The sequence below is a fragment of the Nocardia sp. NPDC058499 genome, assembly GCF_042719915.1.
In the GTDB taxonomy this organism is placed as follows: Bacteria; Actinomycetota; Actinomycetes; order Mycobacteriales; family Mycobacteriaceae; genus Nocardia.
The window spans coordinates 51,497-63,005 of sequence record NZ_JBHXMZ010000019.1 but is presented as its reverse complement, the minus strand read 5'-3'; the positions used below and the strand labels follow the sequence as shown (position 1 = coordinate 63,005).

Annotated in this window: 12 protein-coding genes; 3 read left to right on the top strand and 9 right to left on the bottom strand. The window is 64.1% G+C overall.

All coding sequences use genetic code 11. The features are described 5' to 3' along the window. The first annotated feature begins 448 nt into the window (after positions 1-448). The gene (locus ACFWPH_RS33000) at positions 449-1,831 is read left to right on the top strand and encodes an IS1380 family transposase (RefSeq protein ID WP_378756196.1); all 1,383 of its coding nucleotides are present in this window, start codon (positions 449-451) and stop codon (positions 1,829-1,831) included. Between the two features lie 135 nt (positions 1,832-1,966). Here ACFWPH_RS33000 and ACFWPH_RS32995 read toward each other — a convergent pair whose 3' ends face one another. Then, a complete protein-coding gene (locus ACFWPH_RS32995) occupies positions 1,967-2,587 on the bottom strand; it encodes a hypothetical protein (RefSeq protein ID WP_378756195.1) in 621 nt (206 codons plus the stop codon). A gap of 57 nt (positions 2,588-2,644) precedes the next feature. Then, entirely contained in the window at positions 2,645-3,184 is a 540-nt protein-coding gene (locus tag ACFWPH_RS32990; protein WP_378756194.1) for a hypothetical protein, read from the bottom strand. Positions 3,185-4,134: 950 nt separating this feature from the next. Here ACFWPH_RS32990 and ACFWPH_RS32985 point away from each other — a divergent pair. After that, positions 4,135-4,809 carry an XRE family transcriptional regulator gene (locus ACFWPH_RS32985; protein ID WP_378756193.1) on the top strand — a complete coding sequence of 225 codons (675 nt, stop codon included), beginning with the start codon at positions 4,135-4,137 and terminating at the stop codon, positions 4,807-4,809. Next, entirely contained in the window at positions 4,806-5,276 is a 471-nt protein-coding gene (locus ACFWPH_RS32980; RefSeq protein WP_378756191.1) for an NUDIX hydrolase, read from the top strand. The genes ACFWPH_RS32985 and ACFWPH_RS32980 overlap by 4 nt, the downstream gene beginning before the upstream one ends. On the opposite strand, the gene ACFWPH_RS32975 is transcribed toward ACFWPH_RS32980, so the two are convergent. The 7 genes from ACFWPH_RS32975 to ACFWPH_RS32945 all read right to left on the bottom strand — a co-directional run bounded on the left by ACFWPH_RS32975 (position 5,264) and on the right by ACFWPH_RS32945 (position 11,340). Beyond that, positions 5,264-5,815, bottom strand: a complete 552-nt coding sequence (locus tag ACFWPH_RS32975) for an HD domain-containing protein (RefSeq protein ID WP_378756190.1) — start codon at positions 5,813-5,815, stop codon at positions 5,264-5,266. The two genes, ACFWPH_RS32980 and ACFWPH_RS32975, sit on opposite strands and share 13 nt — an antisense overlap. Before the next feature lie 456 nt (positions 5,816-6,271). Then, a complete protein-coding gene (locus ACFWPH_RS32970; protein WP_378756189.1) occupies positions 6,272-7,189 on the bottom strand; it encodes an NAD-dependent epimerase/dehydratase family protein in 918 nt (305 codons plus the stop codon). 11 nt (positions 7,190-7,200) lie between these two features. Then, positions 7,201-8,100 (bottom strand): formylglycine-generating enzyme family protein, encoded by a 900-nt coding sequence (locus ACFWPH_RS32965; RefSeq protein WP_378756187.1) that lies wholly within the window; start codon positions 8,098-8,100, stop codon positions 7,201-7,203. 2 nt (positions 8,101-8,102) lie between these two features. Next, positions 8,103-8,342, bottom strand: coding sequence for a MoaD/ThiS family protein (locus ACFWPH_RS32960; protein WP_378756199.1), 240 nt, complete (start codon positions 8,340-8,342; stop codon positions 8,103-8,105). Between the two features lie 25 nt (positions 8,343-8,367). Further along, the gene (locus tag ACFWPH_RS32955) at positions 8,368-9,315 is read right to left on the bottom strand and encodes an NAD-dependent epimerase/dehydratase family protein (RefSeq protein ID WP_378756186.1); all 948 of its coding nucleotides are present in this window, start codon (positions 9,313-9,315) and stop codon (positions 8,368-8,370) included. A 37-nt stretch (positions 9,316-9,352) separates the two neighbouring features. Then, positions 9,353-10,618, bottom strand: a complete 1,266-nt coding sequence (locus tag ACFWPH_RS32950) for a nucleotide sugar dehydrogenase (protein WP_378756185.1) — start codon at positions 10,616-10,618, stop codon at positions 9,353-9,355. After that, positions 10,615-11,340, bottom strand: a complete 726-nt coding sequence (locus tag ACFWPH_RS32945) for a PIG-L deacetylase family protein (RefSeq protein ID WP_378756184.1) — start codon at positions 11,338-11,340, stop codon at positions 10,615-10,617. The genes ACFWPH_RS32950 and ACFWPH_RS32945 overlap by 4 nt, the downstream gene beginning before the upstream one ends. Positions 11,341-11,509 lie beyond the last annotated feature (169 nt).

Genomic DNA, 11,509 nt, shown 5'->3' with positions numbered 1-11,509 from the left:
GGTATGACAAACTCGCTGTCCGCTACCTGGCAACCGTCCGCGTCGCCGCGATCAACCTGTGGTTATCCGGCCGCAGCTTATGAAACAGACTCTAGCGTCACGATCCGGGTCTCCTGACAGCCCGGCCCCAGCCTGCTCCTGAAAGTCTGCCTGCTGCTTCGAAGCTCCAGCAGAGGCGTTAGACAATTCACCCTGTGGACCTGAGGACCGTGTCACACACCCAGGCTATAGCAAAGTCCGCGCTTGTCGCACAGTATTCTTCGCCAATTTGATTGGCAGAAAACCAGGTTCGCGACTGACGCGGGGCTTAGAGCTAGTCATAGCACTAGCCTCCCCTGTTCATGGCAATTCCGGCACGAAGTGCCGGAATTGGCGAAAGGGGCGCTCTGACCTGCGATAATTCGATGTGTTGAGGATCGAAAATCGAGGTTGTGGGAGCACCCTTTCGGTGAGTGAGTCTATGTCGTGGTATCCGTCGGTGAAAATCGAGGACGGCGGGGCGCCGGTCGTGTCGCAAGCGGGGGCGGGATTGCTGCTACGGATCGTGGAGAAGACCGGGCTGATCAGGGAGTTGTCCGAGAGATTGTCGCCGTGGCGTAGATCGGGTGCGGTGCATGATCCGGGCAAGATCGTGTCGGATCTGGCGGTAATGCTCGCCCTCGGCGGGGACTGCGTCTCGGATCTGGCGTTGCTGCGGACCGAGCCGGGTGTGTTCGGTGCGGTGGCCTCGGACCCGACGGTGTCACGGCTGATCACCGTGCTGGCCGGTGATTCACGCAAAGCGTTGGCAGCCATTGCTTCTGCCCGGGCGAGAGCCCGAGCCCAGGCGTGGAAATCAGCCGGAGCCCACGCGCCTGATCACGGGATCGACGCTTCGGCACCGATGGTGATCGATCTCGATGCCACCCTGATCGAGGCGCATTCGGACAAGCAGCACGCGGCACCGACATTCAAGCGTGGCTTCGGTTTTCACCCGCTGTGGGCGTTCATCGACCACGGCGGAACAGGCACCGGGGAACCGGCCGCGGTGATGCTGCGGCCCGGTAACGCCGGCTCGAACACCGCCCACGATCACAAACAACTCCTGGCTGATGCGCTGGCGCAGATACCGCAGGTCGATCGGTGGCGGGTCGGGCGCAAAGTGCTGGTCCGCGCCGATTCCGGCGGCGGCACCCACGAGTTCCTCGAATACTGCCACCGCCGCCGGGTGCAGTATTCGGTCGGGTTCGTCCTCACCGACGACATCGTCACTGCTCTCGACGACCTCGGCGCCGACGACTGGTTGCCCGCCCGCGATGCCGATGGGGAAACCCGGCCCGGCGCGTGGGTCGCCGAGGTCACCGACCAGGCCGATCTGCCAGGTTGGCCGCCCGGGATGCGGCTTGTCGTGCGCAAGGAACGACCGCATCCCGGTGCTCAGTTGCGGTTCACCGACCACGAGGGGATGCGGCTGACCGCGTTCGTCACCAACAGCACGGCAGGTTCGCTGCCGGAGTTGGAGTTGCGGCACCGCCGCCGCGCCCGCTGCGAGGACCGTATCCGCGCCGCGAAGGACACCGGCCTGCGCAACCTCCCGCTCCACGGCTACAACGCCAACCGCATCTGGACAGCGATCATCGCACTCGCCATGAACCTGACCGCCTGGACACAAACACTGGCCCTGCACGGCCACACCGCACGCCGATGGGAACCGAAAACACTACGGCTACGACTGTTCTCGATCCCGGCACGGCTGACTCGCCACGCCCGCCGGGTCCACCTACGCCTGCCGGCTCACAACCCGTGGACCGGTCTCGCTCTCACCGCTTTCACCCGCCTCGCGGCCCCCTGACCAGCACCAACTGGCCCCGACGAATCAGGAAAGGCGCACCATCCGGGCTTGTGGAACCCGGCAGCCCACCCGCTGTTCGGGCAGCTACCGCTGCCCGAACAGCAAAACAACCACCCCCAACACCAACCGGACCGATCAGCACAGATCACGAAAGATCGAGGCTAGGTAAGGGCCTGGCTCCCGTTGCGGGCCTAGCTCGCGTTCGGTTCTGGCGCGGTCCTCACGCGTTCGCTCTTGCTGCCGCGCCTGGTGCTGGCGGTCTTTCTGCTGACGTGCGTGCTCGCCTACGCCGGGCAGCTCGAGTTGCTGCCCCGGCTCTCGCTGCAACCCCAACGCCCAGATCTGACGGGCGTCGTTCCTGGAAATAACCTGGTGGGAGAACCTGTCCGGAAAGTCGCGAACGAGATCGTTGATCAGCTCACGGCAGACACCGGAGACCGTCTCTCCTTCGACCGACCGTAGTAGATGTTGGTCGATCTCACCGCGATCGAGCAGGGCGCGCAGCACCCGGAGTTGTTTCTCGTCCTTCGGTCCTTCGATCCGACCGGACTTTTCCTCCACCGTGAACGTCTTACCCCGGTCGTCTCGTCTGACCTTGTCGAACTGGATACTCTTACCGGCGGCGCGGAATTTTTCCGACCGCCGTACGAATCCCATTTCACGGTCGCGGAAGAACCGGTCGGAACCATGCTCGAATATCCGGCCGCGCCTATTGTTTTCGAATCTATCCCGGTCTTTGTCGTACCCATCCGGCATGACTGATCCCCCCGAGCGCACGACGTGCTTCGGTCCATATAGGCAGGAGTCGACGACTCACCTGGTGGATGCGGATTCCTCGCGGCGTTTCTCGTCGTGATCAGCGGCGTAATCACGTAGCAGGGCAGCGATGTAAGAGAACATGCCGGCGTACTCGTCGCGGTGGTAGTTGACCATGTCATCGACCAACGCCCACGCGGTGATCTCGTCTTCGTCCTCGGTATCGCACAGCAACGCCGGATTCACATGCTCATAGAAGGTGAACTCCGGACCCGACCACTCCCACTCCACCCAGCGAGCCCCCGCGAACTTCGCAAAGCATTCACCGAGGAAGCAGACAAACGTATCCGTCAGTTCCGCGCTTCCGGGCGCCATCGCGGTGGCCATATCGGGAAACATCTCCGCGACGATCGGGTTCAGCCGCTGCACTTCCGCGGAGTCTTCCCGCCAGGACTGCGACGGAATACCGGTGATCGCGGCGCGGTCCATGAACTTCTGAGCCTGTGCCCTGTGACGTTCAGGATCGACCCACTTGCCCCACTCGGTCCGCTCAACCGGCACACCGAGGTCCAGACCGAACTGCTCACCGCTACCCATACTTCCGCCTGCCTCTCCACCGGCTGCTGCCTCTCCGAACCCGCCGATGTTATCCGCCCTCCGGGAGCCCTCCCCGGGCCCATACAGCGCCACGGTCCGTCCCGGGGGTCCCGCAGTCAGTGAACACCCGCCCGATGCTACGGGCCATGCGAATCCAGCCACGCCGATCGCGTGTGGATCATCGTCCAGCAGTTGCGGAAAGATACCGTTCGGCGCGAATATCGGGCACGATATGTCCCGCCTCGATCAATACACAGAAGGCCGTCCGCTTCCGCGAGCACGTGTCTGCTCCACAGTGCCGGTGCCGCTGCATCACGACGTGCGCTTCCTCGACGGTCAGAGCCGAAGATCGGCCCGCCCGCTGCTGACTCGACGAGCCCGCAGAGACAGCGCGCGCAGGGGACACTCTTCGTATTCCACAACGCATCACCCCACTGAGTAGGAACAACGTCGCCGCTGCTCCGAGAACGAGCATAGAAGGAAAACTCATCTCGCTCCTTCGATATTTCCGAATCGGTCGTGATCCGCTGGAACTAGTCAGTAGGGCATTCCATATCCCCAGGCTGTAATTTGTGCCGTATTCCGGCTGGTATTGACCTTGGCGGAATACGGTGTCGCATCTCCACACCCACCGAGTGCCCATCTCAAACTTCTTGTGCCACTGCTGTCCCCTCTGCAGCCCTCTACGATGAGCACAGCCAACAGACGCAGGGGAACCAAAAGCCTGAAGGGGAAAAGGGGTGACAGCATTGGGTACTCGCCTCAAAGCCGTGCTCCGAGCACAGCACCTGCACACACACAGCGCATTCCGCCGCGAGTACGACAGAATCGCCGCCACGATCGACCCCGACCTCATCGGATCCGCCCCGAAACGCTCACAATTCCACCGCTGGCTATCCGGCGAAGTCAAAGGACTCCCCTACCCCCACCACTGCCGCGTCCTGGAAAAGATGCTGCCCGGCCACACAGCCACCGAACTCTTCACACCCGACACCACCGACGGGTACGAAGGTGTCATCCCGGACCCCTCGGACGACGCAGCGGCTGAAGAGACCACCGGAACGACGATCGAAGAGCGTGGTGAGGTGAGCAAACCCGAGGTCATCGAGGTTTATCCACACCGGAACTCGATCCCGAACAGCCTATGGACCAGGCTGCTGGATGCCACCTCAGAACGGCTCGACATACTGGTTCTGGCTGGCTTGTTCCTGGCCGAGGACCCACTATTCCCCCGCACAGTTCGGCAACGAACACGAGAGGGCCTGCAGGTGCGAATGCTGTTCGGCGATCCCTGCGAACCCGAAGCCGCCAAGCGCAGCACCGAGGAACGCCTCGCGCCATCGACTGTGCCTACTCGAATCCGCAACGCGATGGCTCTGGTTCGGCCCCTTGCTCAGGAAGACACCGTCGATATCCGGTTTCACCGAACAACGCTGTACAACTCCATCTTCCGATTCGACGACGACATGATCGTGAACATGCACGTGTACGGACAACCCGGCGCCTACGCCCCTGCGATGCACCTTCGCCGACTCCCTGCTGGCGACCTGTTCGCCACGTACATGACCAGCTTCGAACAGGTATGGAACGACAGCGAGCCCGCCGAATTCGAGGAGCCCCGATGAGCCGGATCGACTACTTCCACGACCCAGCGGCACCGGCCGCCAACTCCGTCAAAGTCGCCGTCAGTGCCCTCGTTCAAGACCGGCAGGGCCGGATCCTGATGATCCGGCGCACCGACAACGACCTCCATGCCATTCCCGGGGGCGGCCTCGAAGCCGGCGAAACCGTGACCCAGGCCGTCGAGCGCGAAGTCATCGAGGAAACCGGCATCACCGTCGAGGTCAAGAGCCTGGTCGGGATCTTCTCCAACCCTGAGCATGTCATCGCCTTCGACGACGGCGAGGTACGCCAGGAATTCTCGATCTGCTTCCGCGCGGCACCCGTCGCCGGCCAGTTGCGTACAAGCAGTGAATCCAAGGAAGTCGCCTGGGTCGCACCCCAAAGACTGCATGAGCTGAACATCCACCCCTCGATCCGGCTACGGATCGAGCACGGTCTCGAGCCGGGCAACCAGCCCTACTTCACCTGACCCCGAACTCTCCGGATCCGCTGCTCAGTACGTTCAGCCGCCGCAAGCAGCGACGGCGCCGCCTCGGCAACCGAGAGCGTGACGATATGGTCCGCACCGTATCGAGCCTCAACCTCGGCGAGCCGAGCACTCACCGTCGTGACGTGCCCTGTCGGTGTGGTCGTCGTATCCGCCCACCACAGGGCATCGCGCTCTGCGGATTCCTCATCAGCCCATTCGATCGGTATCCCACGACGCCGAGCTTCGATACGCGCAGACGAGTGATTCGCCACCAGACCGCACAACCGTTCAGCGGCACCGATCCGCCGCAGGTAGTGGGCACCGTCCAGCGGATGAAACCCCGTCTCCACCAAGGCCGGTCCGTAGCCGATGTCATGAAGCCACGCCGCAGCAATCAACAGCTCCGGGTCGGCCACCACCGAAGCCGCCTCACCGGCCCGCCGCGCAACACCCTCCAGATGCGCAACGCGACGAGGCAGAAGTGCCAGATGCTCACGCGCCAGTCTCTCTGCCCAGCGACCCCCTGCCCGCGAGGTCATGACCTCACCGTACCCAGACCCGACGCCACAACCGACCAGCAGCGGCATTCAGCCATCGCGACAAGACCTCCCCAGATAAGCACCGACGAGCGAGCTCCAGACCTGCGCTGTGTCACACGGCATCCGCCAGCCACCGACTCGAGCGGTTGCCGCGAACGCGGACGATGCTTGCGGTGTCCAGCATCAGTGGTTCCGTCTCCACGAGCACCGGCCACGTTTTCCACGTCCGACAAAAACTGCAGATCCCTTTCCTGCCGACTCTTGTCGGCAGGAAACCTCGGGAGTCGGCCACCCGGTCGACGTGCACAGCGGACATACCAGCCGCCAGGCTTCCATGGACACCGGGATGGCCGGGCAATGCGCCTGCTGCGGTGGGCGCTTCGCGACATATGCGTGGGTGTGGGGCTCCGATTCGCACAGACCACCGCCCGTGTCGACGAGATGCAGCAGCTGCACCTAGGAGGTCAGGGCCGTATAGGTGGTCCGGATGCCGTCGGTAACGGTGGTTGTTGCGCGCCAGTCGAGTTCGCTGGTAGCCAATGCCGAGTCGAGGGCGCCGTGCCGCCATTCACCGTCTCGCGGTGGGTCGAATCGGGGAGCGATAGAGGTGCCGGCCGCACTGTTGACTGCGTCGAGCAGTTCGAGGACTGAAGTGCCGAAACCGGTTCCGATATTGAACACTGCCACCGATCCGGTGTAGGTAGAAGCGGCGAGAAAAGCGTCGATGATGTCGCTGATGTAGACGTAATCGCGGGTCTGTTTGCCATCGCCGAAGATCGTGGGTGTGCGGTTCGCAGCGATGTGGCCGCAGAATATCGCGACCACTCCGGCCTCCCCATGAGGATCTTGGCGCGGGCCGAACACGTTGCCCAGCCGCAGTGCGATGTGGCGGGCGCCGTGGAGCCGGTTGTGCAGGGCCAGGTATTGCTCGGCACAGTATTTCGAGATCCCGTAGGGCGCTTGGGTTTGCGGCAGCATTGTTTCCGGTGTCGGCATCGGAACGCCGTCACCGTACATTGCACCGCCGGTTGATGCCATGATCACTCGTGCGCCGACGGTAGTGGCGGCAGCGACGATATTGAGGGTGCCGATCACGTTGACCTGGGCATCGCGCTGGGGATCGGTGACCGAGTGACGCACACTGATTTGCGCGGCGAGGTGAAAGATCAGTTCAGGCCGGGATTTCTCGATGATGCTGGTGACAGCTGCGGCGTCGGCGATGTCGGCTTGGTGGAACGCGACGGAGTCGGGGATGCGGTCGCGGTCACCGCTGGACAGGTCGTCGATGACGGTGACGGTGTGACCGTCGGCGAGCAGCCGGTCGAGCAGATGGGACCCGATGAACCCGGCGCCGCCGGTGATGAGTGCACGCATGGCAGCAGACCTTATCTGGTGGTGGGGTGGTGGGATGTGGCGGATTGGGGTAGATCGCGGGCGCAGCGAAACCCCAGGTCGGGGGCGGAGTAGCTGGGGTCGCAGGCGACGCGTTCACTGGTGCGGGCCTGCCATCGAAACGATTTCCAACTGCCGCCGCGCACCGCGATGTGCCCGTGGTCGGCGACGGCCTGGTATCCGGGGTCGTAGCGGCGATCGGGGGCGTAGAGCAGGTACGGCGAGGCGGTCCACTCGGTGACGTTTCCAGCCATGTCGAGGACGCCGAATGGTGAGGTGCCGTCGGTGAGGGTGCCGACGACGGTGGTGGCGGGGGTGATGTTGTGGTGGGTGTAGTGGTCGCACCACCAGGTTTTCCAGGTGCCGAGGTCGTGAATCGGATATCCCGCCCAGTATTCAGCGGTGTTGGCGCGGTGGCGGTCCCACTCGTTGCCCCACGGCCATGGGACCCATTGGGGGCCGTGGGCCGCGTATTCCCATTCGGCCTCGGTCGGCAGGCGTTTGCCGGCCCACATGGCGTAGGCGGTGGCGTCGGCGTGGTCGACGTGCACCACGGGGTGCTCCGGGCGATCGCGGATTGCGTCCAGGTCGGGGTACGGGTGGCGCCAGTTGACACCGGGCACGGTTGCCCAGTACTCGCGCCCGTAGGCCAGGCCGTATCCGCGTCGCTCGGCGGCAGTAATGTGCCCGGTCGCGTCGGTGAATTCGGCATAGGCGGCGTTGGTCACCGGCACGGGGTCGATGGAGAATGCGTCGATGCTGGCCGTGTGTTGCGGGGTTTCGTCTTCAAACCACGCCCGCGGATAGTGCTGGGAGGCCGCGACGACGTCCAGGTGGTGTTCCGGGGACCCAACGGTGGCCGTGGCGGCGGGGATCGTGATCACCTCATGCATGCTCAGCCTCCCATCAGGGCGGGGATAATCTGCAGTTCGTGGTCTCCTGTCGGTACGGGAGTGGACGGGTCGAGGACGTGGTGGTGGTTGAGGCACACGATCGTCCACGGAGCCAGATTGTGTTCTGTGTAGATCCGTTCGGCGAACCTGGGATGCTGTTCGATCAGCCACTTCAGGGCCTGGTCCACCGTGGTGGCCTCACACGACAGGTTCGATAGGTCGGCGCCGGTGAGGCGGACCAGCTGGCTGGTAGAACGAATCGGATGGTCATGACTGTGTCACCTGTCGCATCCACGCGAGGGTGTCGGTGACGCCGGCGCGCAGAGGTGTCGTTGCGGCCCAGTCGAGGAGTTTGCGGGCTCGGCTGGTGTCGGGTCGGCGGACGGTGACCACCTCGTCGCGGCCTGGTGCGAGTTCGAGTGCTCCGGCTCCGGCCACGTCGATGACGAGCCGCGCCAGGTCAGCGACGGTGATTTCGCCGTCGGAACCGAGGTTGATCGGTCCGAATTCATCGCTGTCAAGCATCGCGACCATCCCGTCCACGAAATCGGTGATGTACACCAAAGACCGGGTTTGGGTTCCACCGTTGTGGATCTGCAAGGTCTTGCCGGCAAGGGCGTCCGCGCAGAACGAGGACACCACCCTCCCGTCCTCGGGCCACATGTTCGGCCCGTAGACGTTGAAGGGGCGGACGACCCCGACGTTGGTTCCCAACCGGTGATGCGCCGCTGCTGCGGCTTCGGTGAGGCGTTTGCCCTCGGTATAGGCACTGTAGGGTCCCACCGGATTGGTGTTGCCGCGGTAGTCCTCGGGCTGCGGATGGACCTGGGGATCGCCGTAGATCTCCGACGAGGAGGCGATCACCGCGCGGGCGCTGTTGCGTTGGGCGAGTTCCAGCGTGTTCAGGGTGCCCAGGGATGCGGCACGGATCGTCTCCAGCGGCATCGCGGAGTTGGCTTTCGGTGAGGCGGGACAGGCGAGGTGGACCACGTGAGTGACCTCGGCAAGTCCAGCGAAGACCGACACAGAGGTCACATCTCCGACGATAAGACGGAACTGCGGGTGCGCCAGGAGATCGGTCAGGTTCTCCCGATGTCCGGTACTGAGGTTGTCGATCGCGGTGACGCGATCGCCGCGCCCGACAAGCGACCGGCACAGGTGCGAGCCGATAAAGCCTGCGCCGCCGGTGACGACTACATGATTGGCTGTGGTCACAGCATGTCCTTTCGAATCGAGTGATGGGTGTGGATGCTCAAAGCCGTTCGACGTTGGGTGCCGCCGGGAGCACACCGCAGGCGTCGAACACGTACCGGCTGCCGGCGATCAGCGCGTAGTCGAGGTCACGGTGGGCTACCAGTAGCGCGACCACCGCCGCCTCCGCAACATGCTCGACGGTCAGTTCCGAGGACACGGCGAGATCTGGGTCTGCGTGAACGAGGGGATCGACGACGACCACGTTCACGCCGAGCCCACGCAGGGCTTCAACGACCTTCAGGGCAGCCGATTCGCGAAGGTCCGGGATATCGGCCTTGTAGGTGACACCCACCACGACAGCTCGTGCACTTGCGAGACAGGGCTGCCGCCACCGGATCCCGGCTACTATCCGGCTCGCGACATACGAGGGCATGTCGTCGTTGATCCGGGCGGCGGTCTCGATCAGCGGGGCTGCCCCGCCGGCGGTTTCGCGGATCCGCCATGCCAGGTAACGGGTATCGGAGGGCAGACAATGCCCACCCGCCCCGGCGCTGGGGTGAAACGGCATGTAACCGAATGGTTTCGTCGCCGCCAGCGCGAGCGCCTGCCAGGCGTCGATACCCAAGGCGTGCGCGTTGCGGGTGAGCTCGTTGACCAGCGAAATGTTGATAAGACGGAAGGTATTTTCGACGAGCTTGGCCAATTCAGCGGTGCCGATGTCGGGAGCGGGCACGACCTCGTCCACAAGACCTGACCAGAACCCGGCGACCGCGGCCCGGGATTCGTCGTCAATTCCGGCAACGATCTTGGGCACCGATCGCAGCTCTGTGATCGGCGTTCCGGGATTGATCCTCTCGGGGGCGTACCCGACCCGGAACTCCCGTCCGGCCTGCAGACCGCTGGTCTCCAGGATCGGCACCACGACGCGCTCGGTGGTGCCCGGATAGGTAGTCGATTCCAGAATGACGGTCGCGCCCAGGCACAAGTGGGCCGCAATGGTCTTGCTGGCGGCCTCGATATAGCTGAGGTCCGGGTGATCATCTGTCGTTGGTGTAGGCACCGCGATCAGCGCGACATCGAATCCGGCGAGCGCGTCCGTGTTGCCGGTCGGGATCAGGCGCCCGGTCGCCAAGGCCTGATCCAGATCGTGGTCAGATACATCAGGCAGGTAGGAATAGCCGTGGTGGAGCTGGTCGATGCGGTCGGGGTCGGTGTCGAACGCGACCACCGTGTGACCAGCGCTGACAGCCAGCACAGCGGCGGGCAGACCGATGAATCCGCAGCCGATCACCGCGACCCGCATCGAGGCGGTCGGGGCCTTCATACCCGCCACCGCAAGCAATGGAACGCCTCGGCGTAGCGCGTCCCGCTATGTGCGCCACGGACCGCCGCCAGGCCCCTCAACGCTTCCTCCGACCGGGTGTGCGGGTGATCCCGCCATTGGCTTTCGTGCAGCCGCAGCGCAGCGATCTTGCGATCCACGTCGGAGGCAGACAATTCGACGAAGAAGTTCCGAGGATGCGGCGCCGTCGATGCTCCGCTCCAAAAGTCGGCGACCTGCTCGTAGGTCAGGACCAGCCGGGGCTGATGCCGCCACCGATCCGGGCCGGGGCGTAGCGCGGTCAACACGGCCTGTCCGACCGCTCGATGGTCCTGGTTGTAGCTTGTGACCTCGGGCGCAACCACCACTGTCGGCCGCAGCACCGGCAACGCCACCCCGTGTTCGGGGCGGCCCTCCAGCACATCGACGAGCTCGCAGCGAGGCAGCGCATCCAGACGCAGGGTGTGCCGTTCACCGATGCTGCCCGCATGCCAGCTGTCCATGGAAAGAAACTGGGCCACGTGCTCGATCTCGGCCATCCGCTGCTCGGCGGTCGAGCCGCCCGCAGGTGAGTATTCGACCAGGTCGTCGACGGCCACGTAAAGCACGTGCACCTGCCCGCCCTCCCGTTTGACTCGGCTGACCAACCCACCGCAGCCGATCACTTCGTCATCAGGATGCGGGGCGATCACCAGTACCCGCTGTTGTCCCCAGTCAACCTGCACGATGCTCACCACCGCCCCCGGTAACCGGACAACGGATACGTCGGGCCGAATCTGTCGGTCAAATACACCAGCGGAACCTCAGCGCCCGGTTCGGCCCAGGTGAGGTACGGCGAGACTTGAAGAAGGCCGGAACACGGAATCATCAGGGCTGCCTGCATACATCACCCAC

What these genes read in the sequence shown, in the direction of transcription:
- ACFWPH_RS32995 (WP_378756195.1), bottom strand. Translation starts at nt 2,587, where the DNA reads ATGCCGGATGGGTACGACAAAGACCGGGATAGATTCGAAAACAATAGG.
- ACFWPH_RS32990 (WP_378756194.1), bottom strand. Translation starts at nt 3,184, where the DNA reads ATGGGTAGCGGTGAGCAGTTCGGTCTGGACCTCGGTGTGCCGGTTGAG.
- ACFWPH_RS32985 (WP_378756193.1), top strand. Translation starts at nt 4,135, where the DNA reads ATGCTGCCCGGCCACACAGCCACCGAACTCTTCACACCCGACACCACC.
- ACFWPH_RS32980 (WP_378756191.1), top strand. Translation starts at nt 4,806, where the DNA reads ATGAGCCGGATCGACTACTTCCACGACCCAGCGGCACCGGCCGCCAAC.
- ACFWPH_RS32975 (WP_378756190.1), bottom strand. Translation starts at nt 5,815, where the DNA reads ATGACCTCGCGGGCAGGGGGTCGCTGGGCAGAGAGACTGGCGCGTGAG.
- ACFWPH_RS32970 (WP_378756189.1), bottom strand. Translation starts at nt 7,189, where the DNA reads ATGCGTGCACTCATCACCGGCGGCGCCGGGTTCATCGGGTCCCATCTG.
- ACFWPH_RS32965 (WP_378756187.1), bottom strand. Translation starts at nt 8,100, where the DNA reads ATGCATGAGGTGATCACGATCCCCGCCGCCACGGCCACCGTTGGGTCC.
- ACFWPH_RS32950 (WP_378756185.1), bottom strand. Translation starts at nt 10,618, where the DNA reads ATGAAGGCCCCGACCGCCTCGATGCGGGTCGCGGTGATCGGCTGCGGA.